Raw genomic sequence first — 19,179 nt, 5'->3', positions numbered from 1 at the left:
GAGTTCCGGCATGTACAGACTCCTCTTCAACGTCGTCTTCAAGCGCATGGACCCCGAGAATGCGCACCACCTCGCCTTCCGATTCATCCGGGCGCTCCCGACGCTCGGCGTCGGCCGTGTCGTCGAGCGCTTCACGGCACCCGACGCGGTGCTCGGGGTCGATGCGCTCGGGCTGCGCTTCCCGTCGCCGTTCGGCGTCGCGGCGGGCTTCGACAAAGACGGCTTCGCCGTGCTCGGGCTCGGCAACCTCGGATTCGGCCATGTCGAGGTCGGCACGTTGACCGCGATCGCGCAGCCCGGCAACGAGCGGCCTCGACTGTTCCGGCTCATCGCCGATCGCGCGCTCGTCAATCGTATGGGCTTCAACAACGGCGGGGCGGATGCCGCGGCCGGGCGCCTCTCGCGGCTGTCGCGGCGCACGCACCGCCCGGTGCTCGGCGTCAACATCGGCAAGAGCCGGGTCACGGCCGTCGAAGACGCGGCAGGCGACTACGAACGCAGTGCGCGTGTGCTCGCGCCCTTCGCCGACTACCTCGTCGTCAACGTGAGCTCGCCCAACACCCCCGGGCTCCGCGGGCTGCAAGAACTCGACGCACTCGCGCCGCTCCTCGAGACGGTGCAACGCGCGGCGGGCACGACGCCGCTCCTCGTGAAGATCGCGCCCGACCTCTCAAACGACGAGATCGTCCGCATCTGCGAACTCGCGGTGCGCCTCGGCCTCGACGGCATCATCGCGACGAACACGACGATCTCCCGCGAGGGGCTGAAGGCGAGGGCCGCCGAGGTCGAGCGCATCGGCGCCGGCGGACTCTCGGGCGCCCCGCTCGCGGCCCGCTCGCTCGAGGTCTTGAAGATCGTCCGTGCGAACGTGCCCGACGACCTGTGCGTGGTCTCGGTAGGCGGCATCGACACCGCGGCCGATGTGCAGGAGCGCCTCGACGCCGGCGCGACGCTCGTGCAGGGCTACTCGGCGTTCATTTACCGCGGACCGCTGTGGGCCCGTCAGATCAACCGCGGGCTCGCGAAGATCGCGCGCGAGCGTGCGGGTCGGGTCGGGGCAGTCGCGGGCTGAGTCGCGAGCGCCCGGCCGCCTGCGCGCGGCGTCGTCCGCGAGGCATCCGTTCGTCGTCATCGACGCGCGCTGCGCGACCGGATGTCGCGACCGCGGGCCGCTCAGACGGAGTCGGGCCGCACGTCGTCGGACTCGGCGGCTGCGCCGCCGAGCAGCCCAGCCTCGGTGAGCTGGTCGGCGAGGGTCGAGCCGTCGCCCGCCGAGACCCACGGCACTTCGTAGGCGTGCTCGTCGAGCTTCGAGCGACCGCCCGCGAGGACTGCTTCACCCGTCGACAGTCGGCGGATCGCGACGGCTGCGACGCGGTCGGGGTGCTCGGACGCGAACGTCGCGTAGAGGTCTTCGTCGTGCTGGCCGTCGTCGCCGACGAGGAGCCAGCGGATGTCGGGGAACTCCTCGGCGAGCCGGCGCAGATTCTCCTGCTTGTGGAGGCGGCCGCTGCGGAACCAGCGGTCGTGCGTCGGGCCCCAATCGGTGAGGAGCAGCGGACCTGCGGGGTACAGGTTGCGCGAGAGGAAGCGCGTGAGCGTCGGCGCGACGTTCCACGCACCCGTCGAGAGGTAGATGACCGGCGTGCCGGGGTGCTCTCGCACGAGCCGCTCGTACAGGACCGCCATGCCGGGCGTCGGGATGCGGGCGTGCTCGTCGACGACGAACGTGTTCCACGCCGCGACGAGCGGCCGGGGGAGCGCCGTGACCATGACCGTGTCGTCGACGTCGGAGATGATGCCGAACGTCGCATCGGGTCGGAGGACGTGGATGGGCGCCTCGACCGGCGCCGAGCCATCGGTGCGGAGCGTCGCCGTGTGCCAGCCCGGCGCGAGCTGGACGGGAACCTTCGAGTCGACGACCCCGCCGCGGTCGGCGAGCACCTCGATCCGCTGGCCGCCGACCTCGATCTCGACCGGAACGTCGCCCACGGGCACGCTCGTGAAACTCCGCCACCCGCGGATGCCGTGCTCGCCCGAGCTCTCACGGGCCTCAGAGCTGTCGGCGTCGACGGGCCTCGAGAGGAGCACGCGGCAGAGGACACGCGCCCATTCGGTCGAGCCGTAGCCGGTGTAGGGGATGATCGTCGGCACATGTCCGCGGCGACGCGCCCAGCGCGAGCGCAGATCGTGCACCCAGTCCTCGAAGCGCGCGGCACCGTGCCGGGCGGTACGCGAACCGCTGCCGGCCGGGGTCGGGGGAGTCGCCGGCATCCGACAAGTCTGGCATGCCCGGATGTGCGACACCTATTTGACAGGTGAGCGATAGCGGTCCGTCGGCAAGGTAGAGTAGTCCGGCAAGTGAAGGAGTGTCAGTGCCGAACATCGACCTGATCCATGGGTCAGAACACGCGAAGAAGCGTACCGTCCGCACCGAGCCGACCCAGCGTCGCAGCACCCAGCGTCTCGACGCACTGCTCGACGCCGCGGCCGAGATCGTCGACGAGATCGGATTCGAACGCCTGACGACGCAGATGGTCGCCGAGCGCGCGGGTGCGTCGATCGGCACCGTCTACCGCTACTTCCCCGACCGCGTCGCCGTGCTCCAGGGTCTCCGCGAGCGCTCGATCGATCGCTACCGCGCACAGGTCGCCGCACGGATCGCCGAGCGCACCCCCTCCGGCTGGTGGGAGGTCATCGAGGGCGCGATCGAGGTTTCGGCTTCGATGTACCGCTCGGAGCCCGGCTTCGACGTCGTGCACGCGGCGCCCCGCGACCTCTCCGACGACGGCGACTCCGAGTTCGCGACGCGCATCGCGCGCATGCTCGCCGCGGAGTTCCCCGAGGTCGAAGACACCCCCGAACTCCGGTTCCGCCTCGGCATCGTCATCGAGATCGCCGACTCGCTCATCTACCGCGCGTCGACGCGTTCGACCGAGGTGTCGCGTCGCTACGTCGAAGCGGCGAAGTCCCTCGTGCGCGAATACCTCTCCGACCTGCTCGAACCGGCGTTCCAGGCGTCCGAAGCCGCCTGAGCCGGCCGGCCGCCGGCCGCCGGCCGGAGCGCCGGCTCGCACGTGGACTCGCGGGTACGGTCACGGGTCTCTGCGTCATACCGTTGCCCCGTCGCCTCCCGCGTGTTTGGCTTGAGGCGCGAGGAGATCGACGACTCCTCCTCGCGGAGAGTCGGCAGGCATGATCGAGTTCCGGGGCGTTCGCAAGGAGTTCCCCGACGGCACGGTCGCGGTCGAATCGGTCGACCTGATCGTGCCCCCTCATGAGACGACGGTGCTCGTCGGGTCATCGGGCTCCGGCAAGACGACGCTCCTGCGAATGGTGAATCGGATGGTCGATCCGACGGCCGGACAGGTACGCATCGACGACGTGGATGTCTCGACGCTCGACGCTGTCACCCTCCGGCGGTCGATCGGCTACGTCATGCAGAACAGTGGGCTCCTCCCGCACCGAAAGGTCGTCGACAACATCGCGACCGTGCCCGTGCTGCGAGGCGAGTCGAAAAGCGCGGCACGTGCGCGGGCGCTCGAACTCATGGACACCGTCGGGCTCGACAGGTCGCTCGCCGACCGGTATCCGACCCAGCTCTCGGGCGGACAGCAGCAGCGGGTGGGCGTCGCCCGAGGGCTTGCCGTCGATCCGAACATCCTGCTCATGGACGAGCCGTTCGGGGCCGTCGATCCGATCGTGCGCACCGAGCTGCAAGACGAGTTGCTGCGCCTCCAGCGCGAGCTCGGCAAGACCGTGATCTTCGTGACCCACGACATCGATGAGGCGTTCCGGCTCGGAGACCGCGTCGTCATCCTCCGCGAAGGCGGTCGGATCGTGCAGACCGGCACGCCCGCCGAGATCCTCGCGGCACCCGCCGACGAGTTCGTCGCCGAGTTCATCGGCGCCGATCGCGGTCGCCGCGAACTGCACGTCGCCGAGATCGACGGGAGGCGGCTCGCCGTCGACGGCGACGGACGTCCGGTCGGGGTGCTCGCGCCGTGAACTGGCTCTGGTCGAACCTCGATCGCATCGGCGAGCTGCTCGTCGTGCACCTCGCGTTGTCGGTGCCCCCCGTCATACTCGGATTCGTGCTCTCCCTCCCGATCGGCTGGCTCGCGTGGCGGTTCCGCTGGTCGCGCGGGACGCTGCTCGTCGCCTTCGGCATCGTCTACGCGATCCCGTCGCTGCCGCTCCTCGTCATCCTGCCGACGATCCTCGGCACACCGCTGCGCTCTCCCGTGAACCTCATCGTCGCACTCACGCTCTACGCGATCGCGCTCATGGTCCGCTCGGCGGCCGACGCGTTCGGCGACGTCGACGGAGACATCCGGCTGTCGTCGACGGCGCTCGGATTCTCGACCTGGCGCAGGTTCTGGGGCGTCGACCTTCCACTCGCGGCACCGGGCCTCCTCGCCGGGCTCCGGGTCGTGATCGTCAGCACCGTGAGCCTCGTGACGGTCGGCGCCGTGCTCGGCATCTCAAGCCTCGGCAGCCTCTTCACCGACGGGTTCCAGCGGAACATCCCGCTCGAGATCTTCACGGGCATCGCTGCGACCGTGCTCCTCGCGGTCCTGCTCGACCAGCTCGCCGTGCTCGTCGGCAGGGTGCTCATGCCCTGGACTCGGACGGGCGGCGGAAGGCGGGCGGTGCGCGCGTGAACAACCTCACCGAGGCGATCGCGTGGCTCGTCGACCCAGCCAACTGGGGCGGCGCCGACGGCATCGGCGCGCGACTGTGGTTCCACCTGTGGTTCAGCCTCGCGGTCGTCGCGGGCGCGAGCGTGATCGGTCTGCCGATCGGCGCATTCGTCGGGCACACCGGGCGCGGGCGCGAAGCGGCCGTCTCGGTGTCGGGTGCCCTCCGCGCGCTGCCGACGCTCGGTGTGCTGACGCTCTTCGGCCTCGCGCTCGGCGTCGTGCTCATCGCACCGTACCTCGCGCTCGTGATCCTCGCGATCCCGTCGGTGCTCGCGGGCGCCTATGCCGGCATCGGCGGGGTCGATCGCCGAACCGTCGACGCCGCACGCGGTATGGGCATGACCGAGTTCCAGATCGTCCTCCGCGTCGAGACCCCGCTCGCACTGCCGACGATCATCGGAGGCATCCGCGCCGCCGTCCTGCAGGTCGTCGCGACCGCGACGCTCGCCGCCTACGTGGGCGGCGGAGGGCTCGGCACGTACATCCTGCTCGGTCAGGCGACGCGCGATTACCCCCTCATGCTCGCGGCGTCGATCCTCGTCGTCGCGCTCGCGCTCGCGCTCGAAGGGCTCTTCGCACTCGCGCAACGTCTCGTGGTCCCCGAGGGCGTCAGGCTCGGGCGCACCACCGGATCCGCACGTGTCCGCTCGCGGTCGACGCAACAGGCGCGGCCGCGCACCGCTGTCGGATGAAACGCCCACCCGTTCGTCCACGACCGAAGGGAAATGCCATGCACCGCACCCCGAGACTCTTTGCGATCGCCGCGGCGACCGCGTCAGCCGCCCTCGCGCTCGCCCTGACGGGCTGTGCCTCGGGCGACCCGTTGAGCGACGGCGGCGACGCCACGGGCGAGACCTCGGCCGGGCCGATCGTCATCGGGTCGCAGGCCTACTACTCGAACCGCATCATCGCCGAGATCTATGCGCAGGCGCTCGAGGCGAACGGGTTCGAGGTCGACCGGCAGTTCGACATCGGCCAGCGCGAGGTCTACCTGCCCGAGGTCGAGGCCGGCGAGATCGACCTCTTCCCCGAGTACACGGGCAACCTCCTGCAGTACTGGGTGCCCGACACCGAGGCGCGCACGAGCGACGACGTGTACGCGGCGCTCGAGCAGGCGGTGCCCGACGGACTGCGCGTGCTCGACCAGTCGCCCGCGACCGACCAGGACTCGTACAACGTCACGCGCGCCTTCTCGGAGGAGTTCGGTGCGACGAGCCTCGCCGACCTCGCCGACGTGTCCGAGCCGCTCACCCTCGGCGGGAACGCCGAACTCGAGACCCGACCGTACGGCCCCACCGGTCTGAAGTCCGACTACGGCGTCGACGTCGGGTTCAAGCTCATCGCCGACAGCGGCGGCGCGCTCACGGTCAAGGCGCTCATCGACGACGAGGTGCAACTCGTCAACATCTACAGCGCCGACCCGAACATCGCCACCAACGACCTCGTGACGCTCGCCGATCCCAAGGGACTCTTCCTCGCGTCGAACGTCGTGCCGCTCGCGAGCGACAAGATCACCGACGAGATCGCCGCGATCATCGACGCCGTGAGCGCTGCGATGAGCCCCGCCGACCTCGTCGCGATCAACGACGAGTCGGTCAACGAGCAGCGCAACGACGCCGACATCGCGAAGGACTGGCTCGCCGAGAAGGCGCTGTTCTGATCCGGATCGTCTAGATCTCGGGGTCGGCCGTCTCTCCGACGACGCTCGTCGCCGACGTGTCGTCATCGAGGTCGGCCTCGAGGTCGTCGTCCGCGGGGCTGGCCTCCATGTGGCGTGCCTCGCGGCGCAGGATGAGCTTCTTCACGCCCCAGACGACGGCGAGGAAGACGATGATGATCGCCACGAAGAGGTAACCCGCCCAGTGCAGTTCGCGGCTGAGCTCGCGGTAGCTGCCTGCGGCGAGCCATCCGACCGTCGTGTAGGTGAACGCCCACAGGATCGACGCGGGCGTCGTCCATGCGAGGAACCGGCGGTAGCTCATGGTGCTCATGCCGACGACGAGCGGCACGAGCGAGTGCAGGACGGGCAGGAATCGCGAGATGAACACGGCGGGGCCGCCGCGGCGCGTGAGATACCGCTGTGCGCGCTGCCAGTTCGCTTCGCCGAGACGGCGGCCGAGCCGCGAGTGCTCGATGCGCGGCCCGAACCACCGCCCGAGGGCGAACCCGATCGACTCGCCGATCAGCGCTCCGACGATGACCGTGATCGCAAGCGCGAAGTACTCGCCGACGCTGTCGATCGCGGTCGAGGCGACGATGACGATGGTGTCGCCCGGCACGACGAGCCCGACGAGCACCGAGGTCTCGAGGAGGATCCCGAGGCCGGCGAGGAGCGTGCGGAGGACCGGGTCCACCGACTGGACCGTGTCGAGGATCCCGTCGAGCAGCTCGTTCACGAGTCCGAGCCTAAGACGCGGAGGGGCAGCGCGCGTCCGACTATCGGACGATCGTCAGCATCGCGACGAGCGGCGCGGTGATGAGGGCGACGGCCAAGACCATGACACCCCAGCGGGCCGGAGCCCCGAGCGGGTGCTCGGCCGGGTGCTCGAGTCGGCCGAGCCTGGCCGCGAGCATGTCGCCGTCGGGCACGGCGCCGCCCGATTCCGCGGTGAGCGCGGGTTCGGCTGCACTGCCCATGAGGGAGAGGGCGCGGACGATCTCGTCGCGCCCGACGTCGCGCAGCGCCTGGTCGTCGGCGAGCATCTCGGTGAGGAGGGAGACGGCGCGCTCGGCGCGGTTCGCGATCGGGAACCAGGGGAGCGCTGTATGCCAACTGCGGAATACGAGCAGCACGAGATGGTGGAACTGGCCGAGATGCGCGTGCTCGTGGGCGATCACGGCTCGCACTTCGTCTGGTGAGAGCACGTCGAGGAGGCCGTCGGTGAGGACGGTCGCGCCGCGGAGGCCGGGTACGCAGTACGCGAGCGGAACGGAATGGGCGAGGAGCCGCGTGCCGGGGTCGCCCGGCATGGGGTCGCTGAGAATGCGAATCAGCTGGTGCTGGCGGCGGCGCTCGCGCTCGGCGCGAAGGGCGGTCGCGCCGAGGTTGAGCGCGAGGTGCACCGTGAGTCCGACCGCGAGCGTCAGAGCGGCCAGGTGGATCACGCCGAACTCGGCCGGGATCGGGCCCGCGAAGAACGCGCCGAGAAGGGCTTCGGCGGAGCCGAGGATCGAGCCGTCGGGTGCGGTGCCGAGCACCACGAGGCATCCGATCATCGAGAGGCCGCCGCCGAGCGCGATCGCCTGCCAGAGCGCCAGCGCGAGTCCGGGCGCGCGCGAAGGCCACGCGGCGCGCGCGAGCGCGACGGGGACCGGCCACGCGAGTGCGAGCGCGAGGAGGCCGAGGGCTGCGGCGACCGCGGGCACGTCAGCGCCGGGCGAGCTCGTCGAGCAGGCGCCGCAGGGTCGCGGTCTCGTGGGGGGTCGCCGTGCCGACGAAGCGCGCGAGGGCCGCGTCGCGGTCGCTCGAACGGTCGAGCACTTCGTGCATGAGCTCTGCGGTGTGCTCTTCGCGCGTGAGGAGCGCGCGGTAGCGGTGCGGGCGGACTTCACGGCTGCGCGAGACGAAGCCCTTGCGCTCGAGGCGGGCGAGCACTGTGAGCACGGTCGTCGTCGCGGGAGCGCGGTCGCCCGAGACATCCGCCCCGCCGCTTGCGCCGCCGACGAGCGTGAGCCGGTCGCGCAGTTCGTTCGCGCTCAACACGGCATCGCTCGCCCAGAGCTGCTCCATGACGGAGCGCTCGAGTTCTCCGAGATTCGCCACGCCTCAACGGTACCTCCTTCGCGGAGGTACTTCTACCGGGTGTAGAAATGGGTCTACGCTACGAGCAGGACGCGATCCGATCTCCGACGACGAGGCTCGGGCGCGATGGAAAGGGGTGCACGTGAACGAGTGGCTCGACCCGCTGCTCCTCGCGAGGTGGCAGTTCGGATTGACGACGATCTACCACTTCCTGTTCGTGCCGTTGACGATCGGCCTCGCGACGACCGCGGCGATCTTCCAGACCGCGTGGTACCGCACCGACAAGGTCGAGTACCTGAAGCTCACGCGCTTCTTCGGCACGATCTTCCTCATCAATTTCGCCATGGGCGTCGTCACGGGCATTGTGCAGGAATTCCAGTTCGGCATGAACTGGTCGGAGTACTCGCGCTTCGTCGGCGACGTCTTCGGGGCCCCGCTCGCACTCGAAGGCCTGCTCGCGTTCTTCCTCGAGGCGACGTTCATCGGGCTCTGGATCTTCGGCTGGAACAAGCTCCCGCGCGGGCTCCATCTCGCGACGATCTGGATCACCGCGATCGGCACGATCCTGTCGGCGTACTTCATCATCGCCGCGAACGCGTTCATGCAGAATCCCGTCGGGTACGAGCTCAACGCCGAGCGCGGGCGAGCCGAACTCGTCGACATCGGCGCGCTCCTCACCAATAAGGTCGCCCTCGCCGCCTTCCCGCATACGATCGCGGCGTCCTTCATGGTGACGGCGGGCCTCATCATCAGCGCCGCCGCCTGGCATCTCGCCCGCAACCGCAACCTCGACACCATGCGCCCGGCGCTCAAGTTCGGCCTCTGGACGATGGTCGTCTCGGGCATCCTCACGACCGTCTTCGGCGACCAGTTGAGTCTCGCGATGGTCGCGACCCAGCCCATGAAGATGGCGGCCGCCGAAGCCCTCTTCGACACGGCGTGCGGGGCGGATGCCTCGTTCTCGATCTTCACCCTCGGCACCCCCGACGGCACGAGCGAGCTGTTCTCGATCCGGGTGCCCTACCTGCTCTCGCTTCTCTCGACGCACAGCTTCGACGGGTGCGTCGAGGGCATCAACGACCTGCAGGCGCAGTATCAGGAGCTGTTCGGTCCCGGCGACTACGCGCCCATCCTGTGGGTGACCTACTGGGCGTTCCGCTGGATGATCGGCCTCGGGCTGCTCCACGTGATCATCGCCGTCGTCGGCCTCTGGGTCACCCGCAAGGGCCGCCACCCGAAGCAGCGCTGGGTGTGGACGATCGCGATCTGGAGCTTCCCGCTCTCGCTCCTCGCGATGAGCGTCGGGTGGGTCTTCACCGAGATGGGCAGGCAGCCCTGGATCGTCTTCAGCCTGCTGCCGACCGAGTCGGCGGTCTCGCCGAACGTGACCGGTCTCGAGGTGCTCATCTCGCTCGTCGCGTTCACGCTCGTCTACGGCGCCCTCGCCGTCGTCGAGTTCGGGCTCATCATCCGAGCCATCCGGAAGGGCCCGCCCGACGTGGGCGAACCGCATCCCGAAACCGGCCGCCACGAACCGGCCACGACGGTCTACTAGGAGGCATCGCCATGGATCTCGCCGTGCTCTGGTTCTGGATCGTCGCCGTGCTGTTCGTCGGCTACTTCGTGCTCGACGGCTTCGACTTCGGCGTCGGCATGTCGTTGCCGTTCCTCGGCAAGGACGACACCGATCGCCGCGTGCTCATCAACACGATCGGCCCCGTGTGGGACCTCAACGAGACGTGGGTGATCGTCGCGGGGGCATCCCTCTTCGCCGCCTTCCCCGAGTGGTACGCGTCGCTCTTCTCAGGGTTCTACCTCGCGCTCCTCCTCATCCTCCTCGCGCTCATCGCGCGCGGCGTCTCGTTCGAGTACCGCCATCAGCGGCCCGAGGCGGCCTGGAAAGCGCGCTTCGACTGGATGATCGTCATCGGGTCGGCCGTGCCGGCGCTCCTCTGGGGCGTCGCGTTCGCGAACATCGTGCAGGGCGTGCCGCTCGACGAAGGACACAACTTCACGGGCAACCTGCTCACGTTGCTGAACCCGTATGCGCTCCTCGGCGGCGTGACGACCCTCCTCGTGTTCTTCGTGCACGGCGTCGTGTTCGTCTCGCTCAAGACCGAGGGCGACCTGCGGGTTCGCGCGCAGCGGCTCGCGACGCGCGCGGGCGTCGTGACGATCGTCGTCGCCGCGGCGTTCCTCGTCTGGACGGGGCTCGCCTACGGCAGCGTGTGGTTCTGGATCCTCGCAGCGGTCGCCGCGGTCGCACTCATCGGCGGATGGCTCGCCAACACGCGCGGGCGGGAGGGCGTCGCGTTCACGCTCCTCGCCGTCACGATCGCCTCGACGGTCCTCGCGCTCTTCGCGTCGCTCTTCCCCGACGTGCTGCCCGCCTCGAACGACCCGGCGAACAGCCTTACGATCGAGAACGCGTCGTCGACGCCGTACACGCTGGAGTTCATGACGTGGGTCGCGGGCGTCGCGCTGCCGCTCGTGCTGCTCTACCAGGGCTGGACGTACTGGATCTTCCGCAAGCGCGTGAAGCGTTCGACGATCGAGCAGGCGGCCCACTAGGTGAAGCCCCTCGACCCGAGGCTCGTGCGCCGCTCGCGCGGCGCGCGCCGCTTCCTCGCGGCCGGGGCGGCGATCGCGCTCGTGCAGACGGGCGCGATCGCGGCGTTCGCGTGGGGGCTCGCGGAGCTCGTCGCGGGCCTCGTCGGCAGCGTGGGCAGGTCGGATGCCTCGACCGCCGCCGCGCTCGTCGCCGCGGCCGTCGTCGTGCGCGCGCTCTCGACGTGGGCGTGGGACGCCGTGTCGACGGCGGGCGCGCAGCGCGTGAAGGCCGAGTTCCGAGCCGAGATCCTGGAAGCACTCGACGGGCGCCCCGAGGGCGTTCCGGGATTCCCGTCGGCGCGCATCGCGACCCTCCTCGGCCCTGGCCTGGACGCGCTCGACGAGTACTTCGGCCGTTACCTGCCGCAGTTGGTGCTCACGGCGATCGCGACCCCTTTGCTCGTCGCAGCGGCGTGGTGGGGCGACTGGCTCTCGGGACTCACGTTCGTCCTCGTGCTGCCGATCATCCCGGTCTTCATGATCCTCATCGGGCTCGCGACGCAAGCGGTGCAGCGGCGGCAATGGGATGCGCTCGAGACGCTGTCGCGGGGATTCCTCGAAGTGCTCGGCGGACTGTCGACGCTCCTCGTCTTCGGTCGCGCGAAGCGACAGTCCGCGCGCATCGCCGCCGTGACCGACGAATACCGGGTGCGCACGATGCGCGTCCTGCGGGTGACGTTCCTCTCGGGGTTCGCGCTCGAGCTCGCGGCGAGCCTGTCGGTCGCGCTCGTCGCGGTGTCGATCGGGTTCCGGCTCGTCGACGGATCGCTCGCCCTCGCGGTCGGCCTGTTCGTGCTCGTGCTCGCGCCCGAGATCTTCCTGCCGCTTCGAAACGTCGGTGCGGCGTTCCACAGCGCCGCAGGCGGCGTCACGGCCTCGGTCGACGCGCTCGACCTCGTCGAGGCGGCGGCACGCACAGGGAACGTCGCGGATGTCTCGGAGCCGACCGACTCCGACGGCCGCGGCCTCGTCGTGCGCGACCTCGTCGTCCGCCGCGACGATCGCGTCGTCGTCGAGGGCCTCGACCTCGCCGTCGCGCCGGGCGAGGTCGTCGCCGTCGTCGGACCGAGCGGCGTCGGCAAGTCGAGCCTCGTCGCCGCGATCCTGGGGTTCGTCGACCACGAGGGTGAGATCAGCGTCGGGGGAGCGTCGGGCCCGGGACTTCCGGCCGTCGCGTGGGCGCCGCAGCGCTCGTCGCTCGTCGCGGGGACCGTCGCGTCGAACGTCACGATGGGCGATCCGGATGCCTCGCCTGCGATCCTCGATCGTGCGCTCGCGCTGGCCGGGGTCGACGTCGATCCCGCGTCGGTGCTCGGCGCCGGCGGCGAGGGCGTGTCGGGCGGCCAGGCGCAGCGGATCGCGGTGGCGCGGGCCATCCATCGTCTGCTCGCTCGCGACCTCGCGCTGCTCGTCGTCGACGAGCCGTCGTCGGCGCTCGACCACGACCGCGAGGAGGCGCTCGCGCACACGTTCTGCGAACTCGCGGGCGACGGCCGTGCGGTGCTCGTCGTGACCCATCGGCCGAGCCTCGCGGCAGCCGCCGACCGGGTCGTCGCGCTGGGGGTGCTCGCGGATGTCCGCTGAACGTGCCGACGCGACCGCGCGGGTCCTGCGAGACGCGATCCCGCCGCCCCGGCGGCTCCTGCCCGTCGTGCTCCTCGGATTCCTGTCGGCGGGGTCGGCGGTGGCGCTCCTCGCGTGCTCCGCGTGGCTCATCACGCGAGCGGCCGAGCAGCCGCCCGTGCTGTACCTTTCCGTCGCGGTCGTCGGTGTGCGTGCGTTCGCGCTCGGGCGGGCGGTGTTCCGATACCTCGAGCGGCTCACGGGACACGACGCGGCGTTCCGTCAGCTCGGGTCGATTCGCACTGGACTCTATGAGCGGCTGCTGCCGTCGGCGCCCGACGGACTCGGGATGCTCCGCCGCGGCGACTTGCTCGCCCGATTCACCCGGGACGTCGACGACCTCCAGTTCGTCATGCTGCGCGCCGTGCAACCCGTGGCGAGCGCGCTCTTCGTGCTCGTCGCCGCGGTCGTCGGCATCGCGTTCCTCGCGCCCGCGTCGGCGGGCCTGCTCGCGCTCGTGCTCGTCGTCGGGGTCGGCGCGGCGATCCTCGCCGAACGTGCGGCGACGGCCCGGGGCATCCGGCTCATCGCGCCGCTCCGCGGCGAACTGCAGGCGGCCGTCGTCGAGCATGTGCAGTCGCTCGACGTGCTCGTCGCCTTCGACGGCGCAGCGGCGAGCCGTGCGCGCATCGTCGAGCTCGGGGGGCGGCTCGCGCGCGCGACGCGCGTGCAATCCGCCGCGGTCGGCGCTGGTGCCGCGTGCATGACGGCGCTCGGCGGACTCGCCGTGCTCGCGAGCATCGGCGGCGGCCTCCCCGAACTCGCGTCGGGCCGGCTCGACGGGCCCGCGTTCGCCGTGCTGTGCCTCGTGCCGCTCGCGATCGCCGAGGTCGCCGCCGCGATCCCCGTCGGCGTGTCGGCGTGGCGGGCTGCGCGCGTGAGTGCGGCGCGGGTCGCGATGGCGGTGCCCGCCACGCCGCCGGCGGGCGTCGCGACGGCGCCCGCGCTTCCGCGTGAGCTGTCTTCCGGCGCCGCTGCGCCGACCGTCGAACTGCGAGACATCCGCGCATCGTGGCCGACCCTCGACGATGCGACCCGACCTGCCGCGGTCGACGGCGTTTCGCTCCGGATCGAGCCGGGGGAGCGCGTCCTCCTCCGCGGCCCCTCGGGCGCCGGCAAGACGACGCTCGCGCACGTCCTCGTGCGCTTCCTCGACTACGAGGGGAGCTACCGACTCGACGGCGTGGAGGCGCGTGACCTCGATCCGGGCGACGTGCGCCGGGTCGTCGGACTCGTCGAGCAGCGGCCGTGGCTCTTCGATGAGAGCGTGCGCCAGAACCTCCTGTTCGCTCGCGACACCGCGACCGACGACGACCTCTTCGATGCGCTCGATCGCGTCGGGCTCGCCGACTGGGTGCGCGAACGCGGCGGACTCGACGCCGCGGTCGGGGAGCGCGGAACGCTCGTCTCGGGCGGGCAGGCCCAGCGCCTCGCGCTCGCGCGCGCCATGCTCGCCGACTTCCCCGTGGTCGTGCTCGACGAGCCGACCGCGAACGTCGACCCCGCGACCGCCGAGCGTCTCCTCGACGACCTGCTCGCGGCGGCGGGCGACCGATCGGTGCTCCTCATCATGCACACGACGACGACACCCGCCGAGATCGATCGGGTCGTCGAGCTCGACCCGGTCGCGTCGGTCGCGCGCGCCTGACCCGCGTCGCGGCCCTGCGCCGCGCGCGGCTCTACGCTGGTGGGATGCCCCGACCGATCCGCGTGCGCGAGCTCGACGAGTGGCGCGACCCTGAGGCGGTGTTCCTCGCCTTGGCCGCGGCGGCGCCCGTCGTCGCGTGGCTCGACGGCGGGGCGGATGCCTCGGACGGCCGCAGCGTCATCGCGGTCGCCCACGACGACGCGCAGATCGTCGTCTCGCATCTCGACCCCGCGGCGCCGGCCGACTCGGCCGACGAGGTGCTCGACGCACTGCGAGCGGGTCTGGCGGCGGAGCAGGCCGACACGACTCCTGTGGACGGAGGCGAGCGCTCGGCGCTCGGGTGGATCGGATGGTTCGGGTACGAGTTCGGGGCCGCGCGCAACGGCGTGCCCGTGTCGATCGCGGCGACCCCCGACGCGGCGTTCTTCTTCGCCGACCGCACGGTCGTGTTCGACCACGCTTCGCGAGCCCTGCGACTCGAATGGCTCGGCGACGACGACGGCGACGCGTGGGCCGACGACACGGCGCGGGCGCTGCACGGGCTCGTCGAGACATCCGACGCCCCCGAGACATCCGACGCCCCCGGGGCATCCGCAGATCCCGATGCGTCCGGGACATCCGCCCCCGGCGCTCCGCGCGTGACGCGCCGGCATGACGATGCGACCTATGCCCGCATGATCGCCGACTGCCAGGCGGCGATCCGCCGCGGCGATGCATACCAGCTCTGCCTCACCAACCGGGTCGACGTCGACGTCCGGCCCGACCCCGTCGACGCCTACCTGCGGCTCCGCCGCCTGAGCCCGACGCACCACGGCGGATTCCTGCGGTTCGGCGACGTCGCACTGCTGTCGGCGTCGCCCGAGCAGTTCCTCCTCGTCGAGCCCGACGGGCGCGTCTTCACGAAGCCCATGAAGGGCACCCGCCCGCGCGGCGCCGACCCGGCGAGCGACGAGGCGCTGCGGCTCGAACTCCTCGAGAGCGAGAAGGAGCGCGCCGAGAACCTGATGATCGTCGACCTCATGCGCAACGACCTGTCGCGCATCGCCGAGCTGGGCAGCGTGCACGTGCCCGTGCTCCTCGAGACCGAGGCGTACCCGCAAGTGCACCAGCTCGTCTCGACCGTCGCGGCGCGGCTCGAACCGGGGCTCACGGCGGTCGACGCCGTCGCGGCGTCGTTCCCGGCCGGGTCGATGACGGGTGCGCCGAAGATCAGTGCGATGACGATCCTGCACGGGCTCGAGCAGGGCCCCCGGGGCGTGTATTCAGGGGCATTCGGATGTCTCGGCGTCGACGGGAGCGCCGACCTCGCGATGGTCATCCGCTCGATCGTGCTGACGCCCGACGGCGCGTCGATCGGCACGGGCGGCGGCATCACGGCCCTCTCGGACGCCTCCGAGGAGATCGAGGAGACGAAGATCAAGGCCCGCGCGCTCGTCGAGGTGCTCGTCGGGCGAGAGCACAGCCCGATCCAATAGGCTGGAAGGCGGGCGCGCCGCCCCCTACTCGCGCGCCCCTTGATCGATGGCCGGCGCGACAGACCGGTCGAGCAGCGAAAACACGATTGTGAGTCCCGTGGCCAACCAGCACGATTCCGCGCAGCACGCCGAGCCCGACGTCTACGACTTCGCCGCGATCCAGGCGAAGTGGCTTCCCGTGTGGGACGAGCTCGACCCCTTCCGCGCGGGCCGCGAGGGCGACACCCGCCCCCGCAAGTACGTGCTCGACATGTTCCCGTACCCGTCGGGCGACCTGCACATGGGCCACGCCGAGGCATTCGGCTTCGGCGACATCGCCGCGCGCTACTGGCGTCACCAGGGCTTCGACGTGCTCCACCCCATCGGCTGGGACTCGTTCGGCCTCCCCGCCGAGAACGCCGCCATCAAGCGCGGCACCGACCCGCGCACGTGGACCTACGCGAACATCGAGCAGCAGAAGCGCTCGTTCCGCCAGTACGCGCCGTCGTTCGACTGGTCGCGTGAGCTCCACACTTCCGACCCCGAGTACTACAAGTGGAACCAGTGGCTGTTCCTCAAGATGTACGAGCAGGGCATCGCCTACCGTAAGGCCGGCCAGGTCAACTGGTGCCCGAACGACCAGACCGTGCTCGCCAACGAGCAGGTCGTCGACGGGCACTGCGAGCGCTGCGGCGCCGTCGTCACGAAGAAGGCGCTCACGCAGTGGTACTTCCGGGTGACCGACTACGGCGACCGCCTGCTCGACGACCTCAACCAGCTCGAGGGCGCGTGGCCGTCGAAGGTCGTCTCGATGCAGCGCAACTGGATCGGCCGTTCGTCGGGCGCCGACGTCGAGTTCGAGATCGAAGGCCGCGAGGGGCGGGTGCCCGTCTTCACGACGCGCCCCGACACGCTCTACGGTGCGACCTTCATGGTGGTCGCGGTCGACAGCGACCTGGCGGCAGAGCTCGCGTCCGGGGCATCCGATGAAGTGCGCCGCCGCTTCGACGACTACCTCGACTCGGTGCGCGCCGAGAGCGACATCGACCGTCTCGCGACCGACCGTCCGAAGTCGGGCGTGTTCCTCGAGCGCTACGCGATCAACCCGCTGAACGGCGAGCGTCTGCCGATCTGGGCCTCCGACTACGTGCTCGCCGACTACGGTCACGGCGCGATCATGGCCGTGCCCGCGCACGACCAGCGCGACCTCGACTTCGCGCGCGCCTTCGAGCTCCCGGTGCGCGTCGTCGTCGACACGAACGCACCTGTCACGGGCGTCATCCCCGTCATCCCGCTCGATGAAGACGGCAACCCGTACGTGCCCGACGACCTGCCGCCGCTCGACCCCGCCTCGACGGGCGTCGCGCTGACCGGCGACGGCCGCCTCATCAACTCGGGCCCGCTCGACGGGCTCTCGAAGCAGAACGCGATCCGTCGCGCCATCGAGATCCTCGAGGAGCGCGGCACGGGGCGCGCGGCGAAGAACTTCCGCCTGCGCGACTGGCTCATCTCGCGCCAGCGCTTCTGGGGCACGCCCATCCCGATCATCCACTGCGCCGACTGCGGCGAGGTGCCCGTCCCGCAAGAAGACCTGCCCGTGCGTCTGCCCGATGCCGCGGGTCTCGACCTCAAGCCCAAGGGGCAGAGTCCGCTCGGCGCGGCCGAAGACTGGGTGAACGTCGCCTGCCCGAACTGCGGCGGTGCGGCCAAGCGCGACTCCGACACGATGGACACGTTCGTCGACAGCTCGTGGTACTACCTGCGCTACCTCAACGCGGCCGACGACACTCAGGCGTTCGACCCCGCACAGGCCGAGAAGTGGGCGCCCGTCGACCAGTACGTCGGCGGCGTCGAGCACGCGATCCTGCACCTGCTCTACGCGCGGTTCGTCACGAAGGTGCTGTTCGACCTGGGCTACCTGAGCTTCACCGAGCCGTTCACGTCGCTCCTCAACCAGGGCATGGTCCTCATGGACGGCTCGAAGATGTCGAAGTCGAAGGGAAACCTCGTCGAGTTCGCGTCCGAGCTCGCAGCGCACGGTACCGACGCGCTTCGCGTGACGCTTGCGTTCGCCGGGCCGCCCGAAGACGACATCGACTGGGCGGATGTCTCGCCCACGGGTTCGGCGAAGTTCCTCGCGCGTGCGTGGCGCATCTCGGGCGAGGTCACCTCGAACCCCGATGTCGAGTGGAAGTCGGGGGATGCCTCGCTCCGCCGTATCACGCACCGACTGCTCGCCGATGCCCCGGCCCTTGCCGAGGCGTACAAGTTCAACGTCATCGTGGCGCGCCTCATGGAGCTCGTGAACGCGACCCGCAAGGCGATCGACTCGGGTCCCGGCGCGGGTGACGCGGCCGTGCGCGAAGCGGCAGAGGTCACGGCGATGATCCTCGACCTGTTCGCGCCGTACACGGCCGAAGACATGTGGCAGCGACTCGGCTACAAGCCGACCGTCGCGCTCGTGCCGTGGCGCAAGGCCGACCGGGCGCTGCTCGTCGAGGAATCGGTGACGGCGATCCTGCAGGTCGACGGCAAGGTGCGCGACCGCGTCGAGGTGTCGCCGAAGATCTCGGCCGACGAGCTCGAGCGGATCGCACGGTCGACGGCCGGCGTCGTGCGGGCGGTGGGCGATCGTGAGATCGTCAACGTGATCGTGCGTGCGCCGAAGCTCGTCAACATCGCGACGCGCGGCTGAGGCGCTCGGCGTCGATTTCGACGCCGAACGCCTCAGCGCGAGTCAGTGCGCGACGCCGAGCCCGTCGAGGAACCGCCCCATGGCCGCCGCGGCCGTTTCGGGATCGACGGCCGACGGGTCGTGCAGCTGACCGCTGAGCGTCGCGCCGATCCCACCGACCCATGTCTCGGCGACCCACAGCACGAGGTCGTCGGCGACGACGTACTCGCGGTAGGTGCCGCCCGCGCCGACCGAGAGGGCGACCTCGGATCCGTCGTCGTCGATGTGCTGGAGGTCGCGGAAGTCGGCCTCGTCGCCTCCCGTGTAGACCTGACCGGTGATACCGGCCTCGATGCCGTCGGCGAGATCGATCGAGCAGGTCGGAAGCGAGGGGATCGACTCGTCGGGAACGGGGGCGCCGGGCGCGCCGACCAGGAGGGTGGCGAGGTCGAGGCCGGCGAGCGCGTCGCAGACCGCGGAGGCGTCGAAGTCGACGAGTGTCCTGCCGGCGGTGTCGGCCTTCGCGTCGTCGTTCGCGGTCGTGCCGTCGCCCTCGGCGGCAGCGGTCGCATCTCCGACCGCTCCGGGCCCCGCATCGCTTCCTTCGGCGGCGCCCCCGGCGCACCCGGCGAGCGCGAGCATCGCGGCGGCGAGGGGGAGGAGGGCGAGGCGGCGTGGCACGGACATGGCGTACTCCTGGTCGACGGACGGCTGCATCACCCCAG

Annotated in this window: 17 protein-coding genes; 12 read left to right on the top strand and 5 right to left on the bottom strand. The window is 70.6% G+C overall.

The window, feature by feature from the left end:
• Positions 1–10 precede the first annotated feature (10 nt).
• On the top strand, positions 11–1,072 hold the full coding sequence (locus ET445_RS13330) for a quinone-dependent dihydroorotate dehydrogenase (protein WP_129191714.1): 1,062 nt from the start codon (positions 11–13) through the stop codon (positions 1,070–1,072).
• Between the two features lie 101 nt (positions 1,073–1,173).
• Here ET445_RS13330 and ET445_RS13325 read toward each other — a convergent pair whose 3' ends face one another.
• A complete protein-coding gene (locus ET445_RS13325) occupies positions 1,174–2,274 on the bottom strand; it encodes an App1 family protein (protein ID WP_129191713.1) in 1,101 nt (366 codons plus the stop codon).
• 101 nt (positions 2,275–2,375) lie between these two features.
• Here ET445_RS13325 and ET445_RS13320 point away from each other — a divergent pair, with 101 nt between their 5' ends.
• From ET445_RS13320 to ET445_RS13300, 5 genes are all read left to right on the top strand, one after another.
• Positions 2,376–3,035, top strand: a complete 660-nt coding sequence (locus tag ET445_RS13320; RefSeq protein ID WP_129191712.1) for a TetR/AcrR family transcriptional regulator — start codon at positions 2,376–2,378, stop codon at positions 3,033–3,035.
• 160 nt (positions 3,036–3,195) lie between these two features.
• Positions 3,196–4,008: an ABC transporter ATP-binding protein gene (locus ET445_RS13315; RefSeq protein ID WP_129191711.1), complete on the top strand. Its 813-nt coding sequence runs from the start codon at positions 3,196–3,198 to the stop codon at positions 4,006–4,008.
• Positions 4,005–4,664 carry an ABC transporter permease gene (locus tag ET445_RS13310; protein WP_129191710.1) on the top strand — a complete coding sequence of 220 codons (660 nt, stop codon included), beginning with the start codon at positions 4,005–4,007 and terminating at the stop codon, positions 4,662–4,664. The genes ET445_RS13315 and ET445_RS13310 overlap by 4 nt, the downstream gene beginning before the upstream one ends.
• On the top strand, positions 4,661–5,395 hold the full coding sequence (locus ET445_RS13305; protein ID WP_129191709.1) for an ABC transporter permease: 735 nt from the start codon (positions 4,661–4,663) through the stop codon (positions 5,393–5,395). Before ET445_RS13310 ends, ET445_RS13305 begins: the two co-directional genes overlap by 4 nt.
• Before the next feature lie 38 nt (positions 5,396–5,433).
• Positions 5,434–6,363, top strand: coding sequence for an ABC transporter substrate-binding protein (locus ET445_RS13300; protein WP_129191708.1), 930 nt, complete (start codon positions 5,434–5,436; stop codon positions 6,361–6,363).
• Between the two features lie 10 nt (positions 6,364–6,373).
• On the opposite strand, the gene ET445_RS13295 is transcribed toward ET445_RS13300, so the two are convergent.
• The 3 genes from ET445_RS13295 to ET445_RS13285 are packed head-to-tail and all read right to left on the bottom strand — an operon-like array spanning position 6,374 to position 8,466.
• Positions 6,374–7,099 carry a DedA family protein gene (locus tag ET445_RS13295; protein ID WP_129191707.1) on the bottom strand — a complete coding sequence of 242 codons (726 nt, stop codon included), beginning with the start codon at positions 7,097–7,099 and terminating at the stop codon, positions 6,374–6,376.
• 40 nt (positions 7,100–7,139) lie between these two features.
• Positions 7,140–8,069: a M56 family metallopeptidase gene (locus tag ET445_RS13290; protein ID WP_129191706.1), complete on the bottom strand. Its 930-nt coding sequence runs from the start codon at positions 8,067–8,069 to the stop codon at positions 7,140–7,142.
• A gap of 1 nt (position 8,070) precedes the next feature.
• Positions 8,071–8,466, bottom strand: a complete 396-nt coding sequence (locus ET445_RS13285; RefSeq protein WP_129191705.1) for a BlaI/MecI/CopY family transcriptional regulator — start codon at positions 8,464–8,466, stop codon at positions 8,071–8,073.
• 121 nt (positions 8,467–8,587) lie between these two features.
• Between ET445_RS13285 and ET445_RS13280 the strand changes: the two genes are divergently transcribed.
• The 6 genes from ET445_RS13280 to leuS all read left to right on the top strand — a co-directional run bounded on the left by ET445_RS13280 (position 8,588) and on the right by leuS (position 18,475).
• Positions 8,588–10,000 carry a cytochrome ubiquinol oxidase subunit I gene (locus tag ET445_RS13280; protein ID WP_129191704.1) on the top strand — a complete coding sequence of 471 codons (1,413 nt, stop codon included), beginning with the start codon at positions 8,588–8,590 and terminating at the stop codon, positions 9,998–10,000.
• An 11-nt stretch (positions 10,001–10,011) separates the two neighbouring features.
• On the top strand, positions 10,012–11,016 hold the full coding sequence (cydB, locus tag ET445_RS13275) for a cytochrome d ubiquinol oxidase subunit II (protein ID WP_129191703.1): 1,005 nt from the start codon (positions 10,012–10,014) through the stop codon (positions 11,014–11,016).
• Positions 11,017–12,639, top strand: coding sequence for a thiol reductant ABC exporter subunit CydD (gene cydD, locus ET445_RS13270; RefSeq protein ID WP_165314405.1), 1,623 nt, complete (start codon positions 11,017–11,019; stop codon positions 12,637–12,639). It abuts the gene before it with no gap.
• Entirely contained in the window at positions 12,629–14,326 is a 1,698-nt protein-coding gene (gene cydC, locus ET445_RS13265; protein ID WP_165314404.1) for a thiol reductant ABC exporter subunit CydC, read from the top strand. The genes cydD and cydC overlap by 11 nt, the downstream gene beginning before the upstream one ends.
• A gap of 44 nt (positions 14,327–14,370) precedes the next feature.
• Positions 14,371–15,801, top strand: a complete 1,431-nt coding sequence (gene pabB / locus ET445_RS13260; protein ID WP_129191701.1) for an aminodeoxychorismate synthase component I — start codon at positions 14,371–14,373, stop codon at positions 15,799–15,801.
• A 97-nt stretch (positions 15,802–15,898) separates the two neighbouring features.
• Positions 15,899–18,475 (top strand): leucine--tRNA ligase, encoded by a 2,577-nt coding sequence (gene leuS, locus ET445_RS13255; RefSeq protein WP_243695202.1) that lies wholly within the window; start codon positions 15,899–15,901, stop codon positions 18,473–18,475.
• A 42-nt stretch (positions 18,476–18,517) separates the two neighbouring features.
• Here the strand turns inward: leuS and ET445_RS13250 are convergent, their stop codons facing one another.
• On the bottom strand, positions 18,518–19,141 hold the full coding sequence (locus tag ET445_RS13250; protein ID WP_129191699.1) for a hypothetical protein: 624 nt from the start codon (positions 19,139–19,141) through the stop codon (positions 18,518–18,520).
• Positions 19,142–19,179: the final 38 nt, after the last annotated feature.

Source organism: Agromyces protaetiae (assembly GCF_004135405.1).
Taxonomy (GTDB): domain Bacteria; phylum Actinomycetota; class Actinomycetes; order Actinomycetales; family Microbacteriaceae; genus Agromyces; species Agromyces protaetiae.
Note: the sequence above shows the minus strand (reverse complement) of the source record. Positions and strands in the feature narration are given on the sequence as shown.

Bases quoted from the DNA above. Each gene is read 5' to 3' on its own strand.
- ET445_RS13325 (WP_129191713.1), bottom strand. From the start codon at position 2,274: ATGCCGGCGACTCCCCCGACCCCGGCCGGCAGCGGTTCGCGTACCGCC.
- pabB (WP_129191701.1), top strand. From the start codon at position 14,371: ATGCCCCGACCGATCCGCGTGCGCGAGCTCGACGAGTGGCGCGACCCT.
- ET445_RS13315 (WP_129191711.1), top strand. From the start codon at position 3,196: ATGATCGAGTTCCGGGGCGTTCGCAAGGAGTTCCCCGACGGCACGGTC.
- cydB (WP_129191703.1), top strand. From the start codon at position 10,012: ATGGATCTCGCCGTGCTCTGGTTCTGGATCGTCGCCGTGCTGTTCGTC.
- ET445_RS13300 (WP_129191708.1), top strand. From the start codon at position 5,434: ATGCACCGCACCCCGAGACTCTTTGCGATCGCCGCGGCGACCGCGTCA.
- ET445_RS13330 (WP_129191714.1), top strand. From the start codon at position 11: ATGTACAGACTCCTCTTCAACGTCGTCTTCAAGCGCATGGACCCCGAG.
- cydC (WP_165314404.1), top strand. From the start codon at position 12,629: ATGTCCGCTGAACGTGCCGACGCGACCGCGCGGGTCCTGCGAGACGCG.
- ET445_RS13250 (WP_129191699.1), bottom strand. From the start codon at position 19,141: ATGTCCGTGCCACGCCGCCTCGCCCTCCTCCCCCTCGCCGCCGCGATG.